The sequence below is a fragment of the Novosphingobium sp. Fuku2-ISO-50 genome (assembly GCF_001519055.1).
Classification (GTDB): domain Bacteria; phylum Pseudomonadota; class Alphaproteobacteria; order Sphingomonadales; family Sphingomonadaceae; genus Novosphingobium.
On the sequence record NZ_KQ954286.1, the window covers coordinates 448,498 to 467,204 of the forward strand.

17 protein-coding genes are annotated in these 18,707 nt (G+C 64.3%); 10 read left to right on the plus strand and 7 right to left on the minus strand.

What is annotated here, in order from left to right:
- Window positions 1-215: 215 nt before the first annotated feature.
- The 4 genes from acpA to rsmI are packed head-to-tail and all read right to left on the minus strand — an operon-like array spanning window position 216 to window position 4,122.
- On the minus strand, window positions 216-1,877 hold the full coding sequence (gene acpA / locus AQZ50_RS04870; RefSeq protein ID WP_067743326.1) for an acid phosphatase: 1,662 nt from the start codon (window positions 1,875-1,877) through the stop codon (window positions 216-218).
- Between the two features lie 32 nt (window positions 1,878-1,909).
- Window positions 1,910-2,881, minus strand: a complete 972-nt coding sequence (gshB, locus tag AQZ50_RS04875) for a glutathione synthase (RefSeq protein ID WP_067743329.1) — start codon at window positions 2,879-2,881, stop codon at window positions 1,910-1,912.
- A gap of 33 nt (window positions 2,882-2,914) precedes the next feature.
- Window positions 2,915-3,280: a YraN family protein gene (locus AQZ50_RS04880; protein ID WP_067743332.1), complete on the minus strand. Its 366-nt coding sequence runs from the start codon at window positions 3,278-3,280 to the stop codon at window positions 2,915-2,917.
- Entirely contained in the window at window positions 3,277-4,122 is an 846-nt protein-coding gene (gene rsmI / locus AQZ50_RS04885; RefSeq protein WP_067743335.1) for a 16S rRNA (cytidine(1402)-2'-O)-methyltransferase, read from the minus strand. The genes AQZ50_RS04880 and rsmI overlap by 4 nt, the downstream gene beginning before the upstream one ends.
- Before the next feature lie 38 nt (window positions 4,123-4,160).
- Between rsmI and AQZ50_RS04890 the strand changes: the two genes are divergently transcribed.
- Both AQZ50_RS04890 and AQZ50_RS04895 read left to right on the plus strand, forming a co-directional pair.
- Complete coding sequence (locus tag AQZ50_RS04890) at window positions 4,161-5,354, plus strand: penicillin-binding protein activator (RefSeq protein ID WP_369801383.1); 1,194 nt, start codon at window positions 4,161-4,163, stop codon at window positions 5,352-5,354.
- Window positions 5,355-5,425: 71 nt separating this feature from the next.
- Complete coding sequence (locus AQZ50_RS04895) at window positions 5,426-7,438, plus strand: DNA topoisomerase IV subunit B (RefSeq protein WP_067743881.1); 2,013 nt, start codon at window positions 5,426-5,428, stop codon at window positions 7,436-7,438.
- 307 nt (window positions 7,439-7,745) lie between these two features.
- Here the strand turns inward: AQZ50_RS04895 and AQZ50_RS04900 are convergent, their stop codons facing one another.
- Window positions 7,746-8,537, minus strand: coding sequence for a hypothetical protein (locus tag AQZ50_RS04900; RefSeq protein ID WP_067743338.1), 792 nt, complete (start codon window positions 8,535-8,537; stop codon window positions 7,746-7,748).
- A gap of 178 nt (window positions 8,538-8,715) precedes the next feature.
- Between AQZ50_RS04900 and AQZ50_RS04905 the strand changes: the two genes are divergently transcribed.
- The 4 genes from AQZ50_RS04905 (at window position 8,716) to AQZ50_RS04920 (ending at window position 12,546) form a co-directional block, all read left to right on the plus strand.
- The gene (locus AQZ50_RS04905; RefSeq protein WP_067743884.1) at window positions 8,716-9,558 is read left to right on the plus strand and encodes an AAA family ATPase; all 843 of its coding nucleotides are present in this window, start codon (window positions 8,716-8,718) and stop codon (window positions 9,556-9,558) included.
- Between the two features lie 10 nt (window positions 9,559-9,568).
- Entirely contained in the window at window positions 9,569-9,991 is a 423-nt protein-coding gene (locus AQZ50_RS04910) for a GFA family protein (RefSeq protein ID WP_067743341.1), read from the plus strand.
- A 4-nt stretch (window positions 9,992-9,995) separates the two neighbouring features.
- Window positions 9,996-11,177, plus strand: a complete 1,182-nt coding sequence (locus AQZ50_RS04915; protein ID WP_067743344.1) for a vWA domain-containing protein — start codon at window positions 9,996-9,998, stop codon at window positions 11,175-11,177.
- A 67-nt stretch (window positions 11,178-11,244) separates the two neighbouring features.
- Window positions 11,245-12,546 carry an MFS transporter gene (locus tag AQZ50_RS04920; RefSeq protein WP_067743347.1) on the plus strand — a complete coding sequence of 434 codons (1,302 nt, stop codon included), beginning with the start codon at window positions 11,245-11,247 and terminating at the stop codon, window positions 12,544-12,546.
- Here the strand turns inward: AQZ50_RS04920 and AQZ50_RS04925 are convergent.
- Both AQZ50_RS04925 and AQZ50_RS20885 read right to left on the minus strand, forming a co-directional pair.
- A complete protein-coding gene (locus AQZ50_RS04925; RefSeq protein WP_067743350.1) occupies window positions 12,540-13,748 on the minus strand; it encodes an exo-beta-N-acetylmuramidase NamZ family protein in 1,209 nt (402 codons plus the stop codon). The genes AQZ50_RS04920 and AQZ50_RS04925 overlap by 7 nt on opposite strands.
- Window positions 13,745-14,449, minus strand: a complete 705-nt coding sequence (locus AQZ50_RS20885) for a DOMON-like domain-containing protein (protein ID WP_067743887.1) — start codon at window positions 14,447-14,449, stop codon at window positions 13,745-13,747. The genes AQZ50_RS04925 and AQZ50_RS20885 overlap by 4 nt, the downstream gene beginning before the upstream one ends.
- Window positions 14,450-14,503: 54 nt before the next feature.
- Here AQZ50_RS20885 and tyrS point away from each other — a divergent pair, with 54 nt between their 5' ends.
- The 4 genes from tyrS to cysK all read left to right on the plus strand — a co-directional run bounded on the left by tyrS (window position 14,504) and on the right by cysK (window position 18,704).
- The gene (tyrS, locus tag AQZ50_RS04935; RefSeq protein ID WP_067743353.1) at window positions 14,504-15,733 is read left to right on the plus strand and encodes a tyrosine--tRNA ligase; all 1,230 of its coding nucleotides are present in this window, start codon (window positions 14,504-14,506) and stop codon (window positions 15,731-15,733) included.
- Between the two features lie 223 nt (window positions 15,734-15,956).
- Window positions 15,957-16,295, plus strand: a complete 339-nt coding sequence (locus AQZ50_RS04940) for a PilZ domain-containing protein (protein WP_067743356.1) — start codon at window positions 15,957-15,959, stop codon at window positions 16,293-16,295.
- Between the two features lie 195 nt (window positions 16,296-16,490).
- Window positions 16,491-17,741: an MFS transporter gene (locus AQZ50_RS04945; protein ID WP_231730111.1), complete on the plus strand. Its 1,251-nt coding sequence runs from the start codon at window positions 16,491-16,493 to the stop codon at window positions 17,739-17,741.
- A gap of 45 nt (window positions 17,742-17,786) precedes the next feature.
- Window positions 17,787-18,704 (plus strand): cysteine synthase A, encoded by a 918-nt coding sequence (gene cysK / locus AQZ50_RS04950; protein WP_067743358.1) that lies wholly within the window; start codon window positions 17,787-17,789, stop codon window positions 18,702-18,704.
- Window positions 18,705-18,707 lie beyond the last annotated feature (3 nt).

Sequence of the window (18,707 nt, forward strand, 5' to 3'; positions counted from 1 at the left end):
GGGGCTTTGATTCACATATATTTTCGTTGATATGTCCGCTCGTCCTGGGCTGTCGAAGGACGCGCGCGACAGTTGGTTCAGAAGATATGGCAAGTGCGCCGGGCCGGCCTCGGCGCGCGTCCTTCGACAAGCTCAGGACGAGCGGGTGTTTTTTGAAAAGCGGAACCCCGTCCCATTGGACGTGCGCAAGCCGCGCAAAGGCCGGCTTTCATACATCACACCAGGTCCAGCGCCTCGGTCAGATCGCCCGGCGGCGGCCCGCCCGCTTCGGCCATCGCCCGTTCGCGCAGAACCAGCCCATCGAGCTTTTCCAGCCCGAACCGGCGCGTGATCAGGCGCAGCACCGATCCGGTGTCATAGGTCGTATGATCGACATGGCCCTTTTTCGCGTGCGGGCTGATCACCAGCGCCGGAATGCGTGTCCCCGGCCCCCAGCGGTCGCCCTTTGGCGGGGCGACATGGTCCCACCAGCCGCCGTTTTCATCGAACGTAACGACGATCGCCATGCGGTCCCACTGCGGGCTCGCGCGCAAGGCGTCGATCACGGCGGCGATATGCCGGTCGCCCGAATCGATGTCGGAATAGCCCGCATGCATGTTGAGATTGCCCTGCGGCTTGTAAAACGTGACCGGAGGCAGGCGCCCCGCTTCGGCATCGGCGATCAGGCGATTGGTGCGCGCGGTGTCGCCCAGCCCGCCATCGCGCAACCGCTTGTCGCGGGCCGCGCTGCCGGGGCCGAACGCGGCGAAATAGTTGAACGGCTGGTGGTGGAACTGAAAATTGGGTGACGGCGGATATTGCCCGTCGCCCGCCGCGCCCGCCAGCGCGATGGCCCAGCCCCCGGCATACCACGCCCATTCGACGCCCGCCTTGTCGAGCTTGCTGCCGATCGTTTCGTGATGCTGCGGCACCAGCACGATCGGCCTGGTCGCATCGGCCCAGCCCGCCTTGGCCGTATCGGGCCAGGGCGAAGGCAGAAACGGTGGCAACATCGTATTGACCGCGTGAAATTGGGGATAGCCGGGCGCAGGCGGGGCAATCTGGCTTTTGACGAACAGAGCGGGTCCGTCGAGCGCGCTCGCCTTGCAGTCCGCCTTGCGCTTCAACCGGATCCCGCCGGGGCCGTCTTCCAGCTCGGCGATCATGTCTCTGGCGATGCTGGTATCGGCGCCGGGATAGAGCGGCGGCTGCGCGGCGACGAGGTATTGGTGATTGAGGAACGAACCGCCGAACGCACCCATGAAAAACCGGTCGCACAGCGTGAATTCACGCGCGAGCTGCCACAGGCGAAGATCGCGCCGGGTCTGCGCGTAATGGCCCATGACCAGCGCGCCGCTATCGCCCCAGGCGACGAAATGGTCGTTGCGTCCGCCGTTGATCTGCAACTGGTTTTCATAGAACTGATGGACCAGATCGCGCGTCACCAGTCCGGTCGGCAGCGGATCGCCTTCGGGCGTGCTGAGCGCAAAGGGGGCATTGGCCAGACGCGGCAGATCGTCCTGCCCGATCTTGTGCGCGCGGTGTTCGACGACTTGTTCGACCGGGACCATGCCGTCCCACACCGGCGGCAAATGCGGCAGCACGCTGCCATCGCGGTCGCGCTGCGCCGCACGGTCGGGCGATACCGCCGACAAGGGCTCGGCCAGCCCCGGAAAATCGGCAAACAGGCAATTGAAGCTGCGGTTTTCGGCAAAGATCACGACGATCGTGTCGATGTGGTGCCGCAGCGCCGCATCCACAGCTTTACCCCCGGACTTATCCACAGGGGACGCCTCAGCCGCCTCAATGCCCCCAGCCAGCGCCGCGCCCAGCCCGAGCGCCAGCCCGCCCAGAAAATCGCGGCGGTCGGTACGCAAACCGTCGTCTTCGCTGCTCATCCCGCCTGCTCCTCTCGCCCCACCGGCCCCTCTTATGCCTTCAGGCGCCGCTCGATCGCATCCCAGATCGCGCCGCCGGTGTCGGTGCCGTCAAAATTTTCGATGGCGACGATACCGGTCGGCGATGTCACGTTGATTTCGGTCAGCCATTTTCCGCCGATCACGTCGATGCCGACAAACACCAGCCCGCGCGCTTTCAGATCGGGGCCCATTGCCGCGCAAATTTCCGCCTCGCGCTCGGTCAACACGCTCTTTTCGGCATAGCCGCCGACGGCGAGGTTGGAACGGAATTCGCCCTCGCCCGGCTTGCGGTTGATCGCGCCGAGCACTTCGCCGTCGACCAGCACGATGCGCTTGTCGCCCTCGGCGACTTCGGGAAGAAAGGGCTGGACCATGAACGGTTCGGGCCAGACCTGGCCAAACAGTTCGGTCAGCGCCGAAAGATTGCTGCCGTCGGCCTCGATGCGAAACACCGCCTTGCCGCCATTGCCGTGGAGCGGTTTGACCACCACCGCGCACGTATCCTGACCGTCCTTGGCGCATTTGCGCTGAAACGCGCGCACATCGACCGCCGAACGCGTGATCAGCGTCGGCGGCATGTACTTCGCATAATCGAGCACATAGACTTTTTCAGGCGCATTGCGGACCGAACGCGGGTCATTGACCACCAGCGTTTCGCCTTCGAGCCGTTCGAGCAAGTGCGTCGCGGTGATATAGCCGAGGTCGAACGGCGGATCCTGACGCATCAGGATCACATCGATGTCGCGCCCGAGGTCGATCTTGCGCACTTCGCCAAGCGTATAGTGATCGCCCGCGACGCGCTGCACGCTGACCGGCGCCGCCTCTGCAGTGACGCGCCCGGCTTCCCACCCCAGCGACTTGACGTCATAATACCACAATTCGTGCCCGCGCGCCTGCGCCGACAGCATCAGGTGAAACGACGAATCCCCGGCGATGTTGATCGTGGCAATGGGGTCCATCTGGACCGCGACGCGTACCGGCATAGTGCGACAATTCCTGTGTGGAGACAGCCCGCTTTACGGCTGCCAGACGTGCGTGATGTGGCGCGGCCAGTGCCACGGCGCAAGCAATATCACGTCGATCCGCACTGCATCGGCAGGCCGCGCCAGCCGGGGCGCCAGAGCCTCGGCCACGCGCGCGACGCGGCGCAGGCGGCGTTCGTCGATCGCCTCATCGAGCGCCTGCGCCTTGCGCCGCCATTTCACTTCGACAAAGGCGAGCACGCGCCCGCGCCGCGCGACGATGTCGACTTCACCCACGCCGCGCCCATGGCCGATCCGCTGTTGCCGCGCGACGATGCGCCAGCCTTTGGCCATGAGATAGAGCGCGGCGAGCCATTCGCCGCGCTGTCCGTCGCGCGCAGCCCGGCGCTTGCCGCTCATGGCGCCTCGGACTGAAGCGCCAGCGCGCGGACATAGAGGACTTTGCGATCAAGCCCGGTGGACCGGGCGACATCCTTGGCCGCCTGCGAAATCGGCAGCCGCGCCAACGCCTCGCGCAGGGCGGCATCGACCGCTGCGGCATCGGGCGCGGGCGCCTCGCTCGGGGGGCCCGCCAGCACGACGATTTCGCCCCGGGGCGGATGTTCGTGATAATGCGCGGCAAGCTCTGCGGCGCTGCCACGGCGGCATTCCTCGAACAGCTTGGTCAATTCGCGCGCCACCGCGATCTCGCGCCTTGGCAAAAGCTCGGCCATGGCATCGAGCGTCTCGGCAAGCCGCGGCCCGGTATCATAGAACACCAAGGTCGCCGGAATCGCCGCCAGCTCGCGCAGGACATCGCCGCGCGCCTTGTCCTTGCCCGGAAGAAACCCGCCAAACAGAAAGCGATCGGTCGGCAACCCCGACAGCGTCAGCGCGGTGATCAACGCGCTCGGCCCCGGCAGACTGGTTACGGCAATGCCCTCGGCCTGCGCCGCGCGGACCAGACGATAGCCCGGATCGGAAATCAGCGGCGTCCCCGCGTCCGATACCAGCGCCACCGCTTCCTCGCGCATCAGCTGGATCAGCGCATCGCGCGCCGCCGCGTCGGCATGATCGTCATAGCGACGCAGAGGTTTGCGAATACCCAGATGCGCCATCAGCTTGCCGGTGACGCGCGTGTCTTCGCAGGCTATGACCGACACCGCGCCGAGTACGTCGATGGCGCGCCGGGTCATGTCGCCAAGATTGCCAATCGGGGTCGCGACGATATAGAGCCCGGGATCAAGAGAAAGAGTGTCCATCGGCCCACATGGACCGGCTCAGGGGAACGAGGCAAGCGATGATCAGCCAAGGCAGTGCAGCGCATACCGGCGCACATGGGTCGGCGCGGGGGCAGTTCATGCGGCGCACCGTGGTTCTGGCGGGGCTCTCGCTGCTGGCGGGCTGCGCCGTCGTGCCCAAGCCGACCGTTCAGGCGCCAGCACAAAAGCCCGCAGAAACCACGCCCCAGGCCAATGTCCTGCCCAGCGATACCGATCGTCACCGCATCGCGCTGTTGGTGCCGATGACCGGCAGCAATGCCGCGATCGGCCAGGCGATTGCCAATGCAACGACGATGGCGCTGCTCGATACCAATGCGCAAAATCTTCGCATCACGACGTATGACACTGCCAATGGCGCCGGAATCGCCGCGAGCAAGGCGATCGCCGATGGCGCCCGACTGATTCTCGGGCCCTTGACCGCCGAGGACGTGACCGCCGTCGCCGCCGTCGCCCGCCCCGCCCATGTTCCGATGATCACCTATTCCAACGATGCAGATACCGCCGCGCGCGATGTCTTCGTGTTTGGCCAGGTGCCGGGGCAATCGGTCGCGCGCGTAATCGGCTATGCCCGCGCGCATGGCGTGACCGCCGTCGGCGCGATCATCCCGACGGGCGTCTATGGTCAGCGCGTGGCGGCCGCCCTTTCCGGCGCGGCGCGGACCGCCAATGTGCGGGTGACCGACATCGAGACGTATGAGCGCACCAACACTTCGGTCGGCAGCGCGGTGCGCCGGGTCAAGGCCAAGGGCCAGGTCGATGCCATCCTGATCGCCGACGGCGCGCGCATCGCGGCCTTTGCCGCGCCGTTTGCGAACGGCATGCGCCTGCTCGGCACCGAATTGTGGGCGGGCGAAGGCACGGTTGCGCGCAGTGCCTCGCTGCGCGGAAGCTGGTTTGCGGCGATTTCCGACAAGCGGTTTGGCCAGTTCGAAACTTCCTATCGCAATCGCTTTGCCGCCAACCCGCCGCGCATTGCCACGCTCGGCTATGATTCGGTGCTGCTGACGCTCAATGTCGCGCGCGACTGGAAAGCGGGCACGATATTCCCGACCGGGCGGCTTTATGATCCGCAGGGCTTCATCGGGCTCGACGGGGTGTTCCGCTTCAACGAATTCGGCATTGCCGAGCGCGCGATGGAAGTGCGCGAAGTCGGCGCGGGCACTTTCACCACCGTCAGCCCGGCGCCCGCACATTTCCAGCCCCAGAATTGAGACCAAAAAGGGCGGGATAAGCACCCTGCCCGCCTTGCGCGCAAATCCCCCGTTCCGCTATGGCCGGTGCCATGGCCGATGACCTGTTCGACAAGCAGCCCGCCTCGTCTCCTGCGGAAAGTTACGATGGTTCCGCGATCGAGGTACTCGAAGGGCTGGAACCGGTCCGGCGTCGCCCCGGCATGTATATCGGCGGCACCGACGAACGCGCGCTGCATCACCTTGTCGCCGAAGTGCTCGACAACGCGATGGACGAAGCCGTCGCGGGCCATGCCAATCGCATCGAAATCACGCTCGAAGAAGAACCCGGGGCGCCCGGACGCGTGACGATCAGCGACAACGGGCGCGGCATTCCGGTCGACGAACATCCCAAATATCCGGGCAAATCCGCGCTCGAAGTGATCATGACCACGCTCCATTCGGGCGGCAAGTTTTCGGGCAAGGCTTATGCCACCTCGGGCGGGCTGCACGGCGTCGGCATTTCGGTGGTCAATGCACTGTCGACGCTGACGCGCGTCGAAGTCGCGCGCAACAAGGAACTCTATGCGCAGGAATTTTCCTGCGGCCTTGCCAAAGGCCCGATCGAACGGATCGGCAATGCGCCCAACCGGCGCGGCACCACGGTCACTTTCGTCCCCGACACGACGATTTTCGGCGCCGATGCAAAGTTCAAGCCCGCGCGGCTGTTCCGCCTCGCCCGGTCAAAGGCCTATCTGTTTGCAGGCGTCGAAATCCGCTGGAAATGCGCACCCGCGCTGTGCAGCGACGATGTCCCGGCCGAAGCGACGTTTCAGTTTCCCGGCGGGCTTGCCGATCATCTTGCCGAACAGATCGCCACGCGCGAATGCGTCACCGCGATCCCCTTTGCCGGCAGCCAGGATTTTCCGCATGGCCCGGCAGGCGAGGAAATGGGCCGCGTCGAATGGGCGATCGCCTGGCCGCTGTGGTCCGACGGCGCCTACAGCTATTACTGCAACACGATCCCGACCCCCGACGGCGGCACGCATGAACAGGGGCTGCGCGCCGCGCTGACACGGGGCATCCGCGCCTTTGGGGACCTGATCGGCCAGAAAAAGGCCAAGGACATCTCGCCCGAAGACATGATCACCGGCAGCGAAGTCATGCTGTCGGTGTTCATCCGCGATCCGCAGTTTCAAAGCCAGACCAAGGACCGGCTGACCAGTCCCGAAGCGGCGCGCATGGTCGAAGCGGCCGTGCGCGACCATTTCGACCATTTCCTGACCGACAACGTGGATCGCGGCAAAGCCCTGCTCGGCGCGGTGATGGAGCGGATGGACGAACGCCTGCGCCGCAAGGCGGAGCGGGAAATCAAGCGCAAGACCGCGACCAATTCGCGCAAGCTGCGCCTGCCGGGCAAGCTGACCGATTGTTCGGGCGAAGGCTCGGGCGAGACAGAGCTGTTCATCGTCGAAGGCGACAGCGCCGGCGGCAGCGCGAAACAGGCGCGCGACCGCAAGACCCAGGCGATCCTGCCGATCCGCGGCAAGATCCTCAATGTCGCCTCGGCCACCAACGACAAGATCCGCGCCAATCAGGAAATCGCCGACTTGTCGCTGGCGCTGGGCTGCGGCACGCGCAAGGACTGCAACCCCGATGCGCTGCGCTATGACCGGATCGTCATCATGACCGACGCCGATGTCGACGGCGCGCATATCGCCACGCTGTTGATGACTTTTTTCTTTCAGGAAATGCCCGAAGTGGTCCGGCGCGGGCATCTCTATCTCGCCCAGCCGCCGCTCTACCGCCTGACTGCGGGCACGACCAACGCCTATGCCCGCGACGACGCCCACCGCGCCGAACTGGAAGCCACGGTCTTCAAGGGCCGCAAAGTCGACGTGGGCCGGTTCAAGGGCCTTGGCGAAATGAACCCGCAGCAATTGCGCGAAACCACCATGAGCCCGGCCAGCCGCTCGCTGCTGCGCGTGACCCTGCCCGAACAGCACGAACAGCGCCACGCGATCAAGGATCTGGTCGACCGCCTGATGGGCCGCAACCCCGAACACCGCTTCATGTTCATCCAGAACCGCGCCGCCGACATCGACCCCGACCTGATCGACGCGTAACAACGGTCCTGCGCTGATATTTGTTTATTTGTTCGTCATTCCTGCGAAGGCGGGAATCCAGGTGCGCTGCGGCCCGAACCGGAAGTCGCGGCTCACAGCAGCGTCGGAACTGGATTCCCGCCTTCGCGGGAATGACGACCGAGATGTGTATTTTATCGTATTTTCAATCTGTTGAGTTTAAATTGGTCGCGCCTCGCTCGCTGGGATACGCAGGGTTCCGGCCAATCAATTCATCCACAGCGAGAGAAACATAGGCCGAATATTGCAGCGGGGGACATCGGATCTGGCCGCGCCGCCCCACCGCGCCTCATTCCTCGCTCTCGCTCGCCCTGCCATGCGTGAAATCGTAGTGGATGCGCACGCGTTCGCCGAGCAGCGGCTTGCCATTGCGACGGGGCGGACGGACCAGGAATTGCCAGGCGGCTTCGCGCAGCACGCGCGCCATGCCCGATCCTCTCGGTTCTTCGGCGAGTTCGTGGCAATCTTCGACGTGATAGTCTTCGATCATGCGACAGGTGATTTCGGCCCAACGCCCCGTATCCTGACCCGGGCGCATATAGCTGTCGAGCGCCGAACGGGGCGGTTTGCGGTACCATTCCGCCTTGTAAAAGCCCAGATCGTCGGGGCCGTCGCCGGCGCTGTGGCCGCCGCCGCCCGAGGCTTCGGCATGGCCCGGCCCCACGCCGGAATGGATCTTGCTGATGTCCGACATCGCCATTTCGGCGTGGCTGGTGTGAATGAACCCTTCGGGCCATTCGACTTTGTCGGGATTGTTGATGGCCACGTGCGGCGGCGGCTTCATCGTTGCCGCAGGCGGCGTGTGTTGCGCCGGATTGGGCGCCTTGGCCGAGTGGTGCGGCTTGGGCTGCTTTTCCTTTTCCGGCGGGGGCATCAGTTTCAGCGCAGTCAGCACGGTGGCCGCCGTGCGCACCTGCCCGGTTATCGCCGCCATCGACAGCAGGGTGAGCACCAGCAGCGCGCAGACGCCCAACGACAGCAAAGCCGCGACATAGCGCGACCGTGTCGGCGCGCCATAGCGGCTCGCCCGGTATTCAACCAGGATCTCGTCTTCAGCAGCAGTGCCCAGCGGAATTTCCATTACCCGTCAAAACGTATCCGAACGCGGGCCCCTTCTTTACGCCCTGCCAATCCGCCCGTGCGGATGCAACCATTTTGCTCGCCCCTGTTACCACCTGCGACTTTTTGCCACAGCTCTTGCAGAGCGGGTCGGGGGACGATAGGCTTAACCACTTGGTTAAATGGGTCAGGACAAGTCGATGCGTTTCGAAGGCACCAGCAACTACGTCGCCACGGATGATCTGAAAGTCGCGGTCAATGCGGCCGTGCTGTTGCGTCGGCCCTTGCTGGTCAAAGGCGAACCGGGCACCGGCAAGACTGTCCTGGCGCACGAAATTGCCAAAGCAGTCGGCGCGCCGCTGATCGAATGGAATGTCAAATCGACCACCAAGGCGCAACAGGGCCTGTATGAATACGACGCGGTGGCGCGCCTGCGCGACGGTCAGCTTGGCGATGAACGCGTCCACGACATCAGCAATTACATCAAGAAGGGCAAGCTGTGGGAGGCGTTTACCGCGCCCGAACTGCCCGTCCTGCTGATCGACGAAATCGACAAGGCCGACATCGAGTTTCCCAACGACTTGTTACAGGAACTCGATCGCATGAGCTTTGACGTCTACGAGACGCAAGAGCGGATCACGGCAGCCGAACGCCCGATCGTGGTAATCACCTCGAACAACGAAAAGGAACTGCCCGACGCGTTCCTGCGCCGGTGTTTTTTCCACTATATCAAGTTTCCCGACCGCGACACGATGCAGGCGATCATCGATGTCCACTTCCCCGGCATTCAGCGCACGCTGATCGCCAAAGCCCTGGAAGTGTTTTACGAAGTGCGCGATGTGCCCGGCCTCAAGAAAAAGCCGAGCACGTCGGAACTGCTCGACTGGCTCAAGCTGCTGCTCAACGAGGACATGCCGCTCGACGTTTTGCAAAACCGCGATCCGACCAAGGCGATCCCGCCGCTGCACGGCGCCTTGCTGAAAAACGAACAGGACATCATGCTGTTCGAACGGCTGGCGTTCATGGCGCGTCGTAACGGGTAGGAGATCGGGAATGAGCTATAGCGGACGGTGCGCGTGCGGCGCGGTGACTTTGCGGATCGACGCCCAGCCGCTGGCCACGCGCCAGTGCTGGTGTCGGCAATGCCAGACGATCGCTGCGGGCAGCGCGACCAACAACGCCATTTTCAAAAGCGATGATGTGCAGATCGACGGCGCACTCGGCGCCGCGACATGGACGGCAGCGAGCGGCAACACGCTGACCTTTCATTTCTGCCCCGCGTGCGGAACGCAGGTCTATGGCCAAAGCTCGGCACGGATGCATTTGAAAACCGTGCGCTTCGGCGTGATCGATCAGCCGAACGACCTTGCCCCGCAAGCGGTGATCTGGACCGACGACGCCCCCGCCTGGGCGGTGTTCGACCCCAAGCTCGAACGCTTTGCCCGCCAGCCCCCGGCACCGGCACCAAAAGGCTGACCCGATGTTCTTCAATTTCGTCGACGAACTGCGCGCGGCCGGGATTTCGGCCAGTTTCAAGGAGCATCTCGTGCTTCTGGAAGCGCTCGACAAGCAAGTGATCGATCGCACGCCCGAAGCGTTCTATTACTTGTCGCGCGCAACGTTCGTGAAGGATGAAGGGCTGCTCGACCGCTTCGATCAGGTGTTCAACAAAGTGTTCAAGGGGCTGCTGTCCGATTATGGGCAGCGCCCGGTCGACGTGCCCGAAGACTGGCTGAAAGCCGTTGCCGAGAAATTCCTGACCGAAGAGGAAATGGCCGCGATCAAGTCCATGGGATCGTGGGACGAGATCATGGAGACGTTGAAAAAGCGGCTCGAAGAACAGCACGAGCGCCATCAGGGCGGCAACAAGTGGGTCGGCACCGGGGGCACCAGTCCCTTTGGCAATTCGGGCTATAACCCCGAAGGCGTGCGCATCGGCGGCGAAAGCAAACACGGGCGCGCGATCAAGGTCTGGGAAAAGCGCGAGTTCCAAAATCTCGACAACACGCGCGAACTGGGCACGCGCAATATCAAAGTCGCGCTGCGCCGCCTGCGCCGCTTTGCCCGCGAAGGCGCCGCCGACGAGCTTGATCTCGACGCCACGATCGAAGGCACCGCGCGGCAGGGCTGGCTCGACATCCGCATGCGGCCCGAACGGCACAACGCGGTCAAGCTGTTGCTGTTTCTCGATGTCGGCGGATCGATGGACCCGTTCATCAAGCTGGTCGAGGAACTGTTCAGCGCGGCGACCACCGAATTCAAGAACATGGAATTCTATTATTTCCACAACTGCCTTTACGAAGGCGTGTGGAAAGATAACCGGCGACGCTGGTCCGAGCGCACCAATACCTGGGATCTTCTTCACAAATTCGGCCATGATTACAAGATCATCTTCGTCGGCGATGCGGCGATGAGCCCCTATGAGATCACCCATCCGGGCGGCTCGGTCGAACATTTCAACGAAGAGGCAGGCGCGGTCTGGCTGCACCGCGTGGCGCAGACCTATCCCGCCACGGTCTGGCTCAACCCCGTGCCCGAAAAGCAGTGGACTTATTCGCAATCGACCAAGATGATCCGCGATCTGGTCGGCGGCTCGATGCATCCGCTGACGCTGGGCGGGCTTGACGCGGCGATGCGCGAACTGACCCGCAAGAAGGGCTGAACCCACGGCTTGACCGGGCGCATCGGCAGCGGATTAATGCCCCCTGCCCATCCGCGAAAGGATCCGAATGGCCGGTCATGATCCCCGTATTGCCCGTCGCGCGATTCTCGCGGCGACCTGCGGCAACGCGCTCGAATTCTATGACTTCGTCACATACGCCTATTTCGCGATCCAGATCGGCCACACCTTTTTCCCTTCGACCAGCGGCTATCTCAGCCTGATGGGATCGCTCGCCACGTTTGGCGCAGGCTTTGTCGCGCGGCCCGTCGGCGCCTGGATGATCGGCGGCTATGCCGATCGCCACGGGCGCAAATCGGGCATGTTCCTGTCGATGATCCTGATGGGGGTCGGCATCATCACGCTGGCGCTGACGCCCGGCTATGCAACGATCGGCATTGCCGCGCCGATCCTCGCGATTGCCGCGCGGCTGTGCCAGGGCTTTGCGCTCGGCGGCGAAGTCGGCGCGGCGACCACCTACATGCTGGAATCGGTGCCGCCCGAGCGGCGCGGCTGGGCCTCAAGCTGGCAGAATTCGAGCCAGATGATCGCCTTTACGGTCGGCGCGCTGGTCGCCTTCCTGCTCAGTCTGTGGCTGAACGATGATCAACTGGGGCGCTACGGCTGGCGCATCGCACTGCTCGCCGGCACGACGATCCTGCCCTTTGCGCTGATGATCCGGTCGAGCCTGCCCGATCACCCGGTCCATCACGACGCGCCGATGACCGAGGCGGAGGAATTGACGGCAACACCGACCGGGTTCTGGCGCGTGGTGATCCTGGGCATGATCATCATCGGCGCGGGCACGACCACGACCTATATCTTTCTCTACATGGCGACGTATGCGCAAAACACCCTGCACTTGCCGATCTGGGTCGGGATGGCGGGCGATCTGGTCAACAATGGCGCAGGGATGATGACCGCCATTCTGGGCGGCTGGCTGAGCGACAAGGTGGGGCGGCGACCGGCGATGATCTGGCCGCAAATGGCCTTTGTAGTGATGATCATGCCGCTGTTTACCTGGTTTCTGGCCGCGCCGACGATCGCGGCGTTTCTGATCCTCAATGTGGTATTGTCAGGCCTTGGCACGATGCCGTTTTCGGCGGCGTTTACCGCCGTCAGCGAAAGCCTGCCGCGTCGGATGCGCGCGCGGGCGTTTGCGCTGGTCTATACGATCCCGGTGACGACGATGGGCGGAACGACCCAGATGAATCTCGCCTGGCTGCTGCACCGGACGGGCAATCCGGCGGTGCTGGCATGGTATCTGATGGGCATCGCCTGCATGGGGCTTGGCGCAATGCTGTTCCTGCCCGAAAGCGCGCCGCTCAGCATCCGGCGGGTGCGGCGCGGCAGGCCGCTGCCCGCTCAATAGAGGCGATAGCGCGCGGTCTCTTCGCTCCAGGCCGCTTCGTCGGGCCGGGCCAGCGCGTCGAGATCGCCGGGCAGCGCGGCATGATCATCGACCCATTCGCGCAAGGCCGGGCCCCCGTTGATCACATCGATCGCCAGCCGATCCGTCACATATTCATAGGGAAAATCGCGCCACAGCGGATAGTCGGGGTAAAGCTGCCGGATCGCCTTGAACGCCAGTGCCTGCAATCGCCAGGGGCGAAACGCGCGATGATCGTAAAACGGCCCTTCGGCATGGATCATCAGCGCCGAACATGCCTGATGCGCATGCTTGTGAAAGGTCGGTTCGAACCAGCATTCGCGCAAGCCGCAGCCCGCCAGCCACGCGGGCGCCAGCCGCTGCATCTGCGCCAGGACATCGCGCGCGGCGACATCGGGCGCGCCGAACAGGACTTCGAGCGGACGCGTGGTGCCCCGCCCTTCGGACAAAGTCGCGCCCTCGAGCATGACCGTTCCGGCATAAGCGCGCGCCATGTTGAGGCTGGCCGCATTGGGCGACGGGTTGATCCACACCCGGCTTTCGGGCCAGCCGAAGCCGGGCCCGGCCTCGGGTGCCCAGCCCTCCATCGCGATCACCCGATAATCGACATCGAGCCCGAAATGATCGATGAACCAGCGCCCCATTTCGCCCAGAGTCAGCCCGTGGCGCATCGGCATCGGCCCCGCGCCGACAAAGCTTTCATGGCCGGAGCGCAAGGTTGTCCCTTCGACGGGGCGCCCGGCGGGGTTGGGCCGATCAAGCACCCAGACCGCCTTGCCCGTGCCCGATACCGCTTCCAGCAGGTACAGCAGCGTGGTGACGAACGTATAGATCCGGCAGCCGAGATCCTGGAGATCGAACAGAAACACGTCGGCATGGTCGATCATCGCCGCGCTCGGCCGACGCACTTCGCCATAGAGGCTGAACACCGGAATCCCGTGGTCGGGATCGTGGAAATCGGCGGTTTCCACCATATTGTCCTGCTTGTCGCCTTTCAGCCCGTGCTGCGGGCCGAACGCAGCGCTCAGCGTCACTTCGGGCATCGCCGCCAGCGCGTCGAGCGAATGGACAAGGTCTTGCGTCACCGAGGCGGGATGGGCCACGAGCGCGACGCGCTTGCCCACCAGAGGCGCGCGCAAGGCGGGGTCTGCGATCAGGCGGTCGATGCCGAACAGGACTGTCATGCTGCATCCGGTGCCGCAAGTGTGGCAGACAGGCAAGCCGGATCGTGGAAATCGGGCACGTCCTGCGCATGAACCGCGGCCCAGAACGATTTCACCCCGCCCGCCTCCTCGATCACCGCCGTCAGGCCATACCGCCAGGGCAGCGGCGGCAGCGCGACGACGGGTATGGCGACATCGCAGAACAGCACATCGCCGCCCCGACGCGGGGTGATCACCGGCGGGCGCGGCACCGCGCGCTCCGCCATGCCGGTGCGATAGCCGTTGAAGTCATAGGCGGCCCAGCGTTCGGAGGGGGAAAAGTTGAACTCGGTGTAGCCTGTTGCCCCCCCTTCATCCCCCCAACCTTCCCGCCGCTCATCCTGAGCCTGTCGAAGCCGCTCATCCTGAGCCTGTCGAAGGATGCGCGAAACGGTCGAGCCTGGGCCTGCTGGTATCGGCGCGCATGCTTCGACCGGCTCAGCATGAGCGGGGTCGGGGATCTGGGCGAGGTAATGCACCGGTGCCACGAACAGCTCGAAACAGGTCGTCTGCCACAGCCCGTCAGTCCGCGCGCGCCCGGCGAACGGCGGCACCACGAGATCGGCCGCGCCTTCCACTTTCCAGCGCAGCACGCACCAGTTGGCATCCAGCGAAAGAACGCGCGCCGCAATCGCGCCGACGCGCAAGGGCGGATGCGCCGGATGGGGGATCAGCTGCAACATTTCCAACCGCCAAACTCCGTGCTAGGCGCGTTTTCCATTCAGGAAACGAGTGTCATGACGCAATACAAGTCCGATCTTCTCCGCCTGCTTTCCGAACGGGGGCATATTCATCAGCTGACCGATGCCCATGGCCTCGACACGCTGGCCAGCGAAGCGATCGTGACCGCGTATAATGGCTATGACGCCACCGCGCCATCGCTCCACGTCGGCAACCTGGCCTCGGTCATGCTGCTGCGCCGCCTGCAACAGGCCGGGCACAAGCCGATCGCGCTGATGGGCGGCGGCACGACCAAGATCGGCGATCCCAGCGGCAAGGACGAAAGCCGCAAGCTGCTCACCACCGAGACGATCGCGGCGAACATCGCCGGGATCTCGCAAGTGTTTCACCGTCTGCTCGATTTCAGCGATGGCCCGACCGGCGCGGTCATGGTCAACAACGACGACTGGCTGGCCGGGCTCGGCTATATCGACCTGCTGCGCACGGTCGGCCCGCATTTCACGGTCAACCGCATGTTGTCGTTCGATTCGGTCAAACTGCGGCTCGATCGCGAACAACCGCTGACCTTTCTCGAATTCAACTACATGATCTTGCAGGCCTATGACTTTCGCGAGCTGGCGCTGCGCCACGGCTGCCGGCTTCAGCTCGGCGGGTCGGACCAGTGGGGCAATATCATCAACGGCATCGAGCTGACGCGGCGGATGAACGCGATCGAGCTCTATGGCCTGACCACTCCGCTGCTCACCACGGCCGACGGGGCGAAAATGGGCAAGAGCGTGAATGGCGCGGTCTGGCTCAACGAGGCCGATCTGCCCAGCTATGACTTCTGGCAATATTGGCGCAATGTCGACGACCGCGATGTCGGCCGGTTCCTGCGCCTGTTCACCGATTTGCCGCTCGATGAAATCGCCCGCCTCGACGCACTGGCAGGCAGCGAGATCAATGCCGCCAAAGTCGTGCTGGCCAACGAAGTGACGCGGCTGGTGCGCGGCGACGACGCTGCCAAAGCCGCCGAAGCGACCGCCGCGGCGACGTTTGTGGGCGGCGGCCTTGGCCAGGATCTGCCGACACTCGCGGTCGGCCCAGACGGCATCGGCGTGATCGACGCCTTGATCGCGCTGGGCTTTGCCGCCAGCCGGGGCGAGGCCAAGCGGCTGATTGCGGGCGGCGGCGCACGACTTGATGGCGCCGCGATCAGCGACGAAAACCACCATATCGCGCTGTCGGGCGCAGAGGTGCGTCTCTCGTCCGGCAAGAAGAAACACGCCATCCTGCGCCGGGCCTGAGCGCTACGGACAGCCTTTGCGAATCAACCACTCGCCCGGCCTTTGCGCCGGGCGATTTTTTATGCCTTACCAAACGGTTGCCGGAATTTTTTTACCGCCTCCGGCAAGCTTTTGCCGCCTGCTTTACGAAATCGTAGCCATTTCGGATGATGATTATCGGGCTCCTGCGGGTCGGATTCACCTGCCTGGCGGGAGCGTGGCTCTGGACCAAGGAGGAGGAACGATGTCAGGCGGGGCTCAGCTTTCAGTCACCGATCAACGCAGTTCCACCCGCCATCCGGTGGATCTGACGCTCATGGCCGAACACCGCCGACTCGGCGATGTGATGCTGCAATTGATCAACGTGTCGACCACCGGTTTCATGGTGCGCAGCCCGCATGAACTCGGGCGCGGCGAACGCGTGACGATTCGCCTGCCGCAAATCGGCCGAATCGAAGCCTTTCTGGTGTGGAGCGATCAGGACCGTTCCGGATTTCAATTCGAACGGATCATTCGGATGGATGATTTTGCCAAAATGATCAAATCGTTGCAGCCCAACCCCCGGCTGCGCTCACCGCACTGAGGCTTGGCGCCCGATCAGAGCCCGCCCAAAGGCCGCACAGCTCCGATCATTTTATCAATCGATTTAGTTGAGATTTAGCGCCGGAAACGTTTGATCGCTTGGCAAGCCGCCGCCGCGCTGTCATGCCTCGCATCCGTGACCGATAGAGCATCATCCCCGCGACCACCGACCGAGACGGCACTACCAGTCTCGCCCTTGGCGATACCCGATTACCGCCGGTTCTGGATCGCGCGCTGCGCCTCGGTCTTTGCCACCAACGGCATGGTCGTCGTGCTGGGCTATCAGCTTTACGATCTGGCACGCGGGTCATACGGCATGTCGATCAAGGCCGCAGCCTTTCAGCTCGGCGTGCTCGGCCTGGTCCAGTTTCTGCCGCAGATTCTGTTCGCACCGATCGCCGGCGTGATCGCCGACCGGTTCGACCGGCGCGCTGTCACCGCGCTGGCCACGCTGATCGATGTGCTGGTCGCGCTGACGCTGGCGCTGGTCACCGCGCTTGGCACGCTGTCTTTGCCGCTGCTGTTCGCGCTGGCCGCGCTGCATGGCACGGTGCGCACGTTCATCGGCCCGGCACAATCGTCGATCGCGCCCAACATCGTCCCCGCCCCGTTGATGCCGCGCGCCGTTGCGATCAGCGCGATGGCCTGGCAGGTCGGCGCGGTGGCGGGGCCGGCGCTGGCGGGCGTGCTGTTCGCGGTAAACCATGCGCTGCCTTATGCGCTGTCGGGCGTGCTGCTGTTGCTGGCGGCGATCGGCATCGCACGGATCCGCCCCGTGCCGCCGCCGCCCGACAATGCCAAGACACACCCCTTGCGCCAGATGACCGAAGGCATGCTCTTTGTCTGGCGCGACCGCTTCCTGTTCGGTTGCGTGACGCTCGACCTGTTTGCCGTACTGCTTGGCGGAGCAAGCGCGCTCCTGCCGATCTATGCGCGCGACATTCTGACCTGGCACGGCCAACCGGTGGGCGCCTATGGCCTGGGACTGATGCGCGGCATGCCCAGCCTCGGCGCAAGCGTCATCGGCCTGATCATTGCGCGCCGCCCGATCGAACAGGACGTCGGCGCGCGGATGCTGATGGCGGTCGCAGCCTTTGGCATTGCCACTGCCGGATTTGGCCTGTCGCGCAATTTCCTCGTCTCGCTGGCCTTGCTGGCAGCGCTGGGCGCGGCGGACATGGTCTCGGTATTCATCCGCAACACGCTGGTACAGCTTCATACCCCAGACGCTGTGCGCGGGCGCGTCTCGGCGGTTTCCGGCCTCGCCATTTCCGCTTCGAACGAACTGGGCGAAATGGAATCGGGGCTTGCCGCCGCCGTGCTCGGGGCGACCGGCGCGGTGGTGCTGGGCGGGATCGGCGCAGTCGCGATAACCGCAGCCTGGACGCTGGCCTTTCCCGAATTGCGCCGCGTGCGCACTTTTTCTGCCAACTACGCCGACAGATGATCAAACCTGTTTCGCAACGATCCCCCATTTGAAGGAGCAAGCGACATGAAAGCAGATTCCGTACTCGCGACCATCGGCAAAACGCCGCATATTCGCCTGTCCCGGCTGTTTCCCGATCACGAGGTGTGGATCAAGAGCGAGCGGGGCAATCCCGGCGGATCGATCAAGGATCGCATCGCGCTGGCGATGATCGAGGCCGCCGAAGCCGACGGCACGCTGAAACCCGGCGGCACGATCATCGAGCCGACGTCGGGCAATACCGGCATCGGCCTTGCGCTCGTCGCGGCGGTCAAGGGCTATCGCCTGATTCTGGTCATGCCCGAATCGATGTCGATCGAACGCCGCCGGCTCATGCTCGCCTATGGCGCGACGTTCGACCTGACCCCGCGCGAAAAGGGCATGAAGGGCGCGATCGAGCGCGCGAAACAGCTGCTGGAGGAAATTCCCGGCGCCTGGGTTCCACAACAGTTTGAAAACCCTGCCAATATCGCGGTCCACGTGCGCACCACCGCGCAGGAAATCCTCGACGATTTCGCCGACACGCCGATCGACGCGCTGATTACCGGCGTGGGCACCGGCGGGCATCTGACCGGTTGCGCCGAACGGCTGAAGCAAGTCTGGCCCGATCTCAAGGCCTGGGCCGTCGAACCGGCGCTGTCGCCAGTGATTTCGGGCGGCCAGCCCGCGCCGCACCCGATTCAGGGGATCGGCGCCGGGTTCATCCCCGGCAACCTGCACACGCAATCGATCGAGGGCGCGATTCAGGTCGACGCCGCCGATGCCAAGGAATGGGCGCGCCGCAGCGCACGGGTCGAAGGTCTGCTGGTCGGGATCAGTTCGGGCGCAACGCTCGCGGCCATCGCGCAGAAACTGCCCGAGCTTCCTGTCGGCAGCCGCGTGCTCGGCTTCAATTACGACACCGGCGAACGCTACTTGTCGGTGCCCGATTTCCTGCCGGAGTGAGCG

Excerpts from the sequence above, each read along its gene's own strand:
- AQZ50_RS04940 (WP_067743356.1), top strand. The coding sequence starts at position 15,957 with ATGTCAGGCGGGGCTCAGCTTTCAGTCACCGATCAACGCAGTTCCACC.
- tyrS (WP_067743353.1), top strand. The coding sequence starts at position 14,504 with ATGACGCAATACAAGTCCGATCTTCTCCGCCTGCTTTCCGAACGGGGG.
- AQZ50_RS04905 (WP_067743884.1), top strand. The coding sequence starts at position 8,716 with ATGCGTTTCGAAGGCACCAGCAACTACGTCGCCACGGATGATCTGAAA.
- acpA (WP_067743326.1), bottom strand. The coding sequence starts at position 1,877 with ATGAGCAGCGAAGACGACGGTTTGCGTACCGACCGCCGCGATTTTCTG.
- AQZ50_RS04920 (WP_067743347.1), top strand. The coding sequence starts at position 11,245 with ATGGCCGGTCATGATCCCCGTATTGCCCGTCGCGCGATTCTCGCGGCG.
- AQZ50_RS04910 (WP_067743341.1), top strand. The coding sequence starts at position 9,569 with ATGAGCTATAGCGGACGGTGCGCGTGCGGCGCGGTGACTTTGCGGATC.
- AQZ50_RS04895 (WP_067743881.1), top strand. The coding sequence starts at position 5,426 with ATGGCCGATGACCTGTTCGACAAGCAGCCCGCCTCGTCTCCTGCGGAA.
- AQZ50_RS04915 (WP_067743344.1), top strand. The coding sequence starts at position 9,996 with ATGTTCTTCAATTTCGTCGACGAACTGCGCGCGGCCGGGATTTCGGCC.
- AQZ50_RS04925 (WP_067743350.1), bottom strand. The coding sequence starts at position 13,748 with ATGACAGTCCTGTTCGGCATCGACCGCCTGATCGCAGACCCCGCCTTG.
- AQZ50_RS04890 (WP_369801383.1), top strand. The coding sequence starts at position 4,161 with ATGATCAGCCAAGGCAGTGCAGCGCATACCGGCGCACATGGGTCGGCG.
- AQZ50_RS20885 (WP_067743887.1), bottom strand. The coding sequence starts at position 14,449 with ATGTTGCAGCTGATCCCCCATCCGGCGCATCCGCCCTTGCGCGTCGGC.
- AQZ50_RS04880 (WP_067743332.1), bottom strand. The coding sequence starts at position 3,280 with ATGAGCGGCAAGCGCCGGGCTGCGCGCGACGGACAGCGCGGCGAATGG.
- rsmI (WP_067743335.1), bottom strand. The coding sequence starts at position 4,122 with ATGGACACTCTTTCTCTTGATCCCGGGCTCTATATCGTCGCGACCCCG.
- gshB (WP_067743329.1), bottom strand. The coding sequence starts at position 2,881 with ATGCCGGTACGCGTCGCGGTCCAGATGGACCCCATTGCCACGATCAAC.
- cysK (WP_067743358.1), top strand. The coding sequence starts at position 17,787 with ATGAAAGCAGATTCCGTACTCGCGACCATCGGCAAAACGCCGCATATT.
- AQZ50_RS04900 (WP_067743338.1), bottom strand. The coding sequence starts at position 8,537 with ATGGAAATTCCGCTGGGCACTGCTGCTGAAGACGAGATCCTGGTTGAA.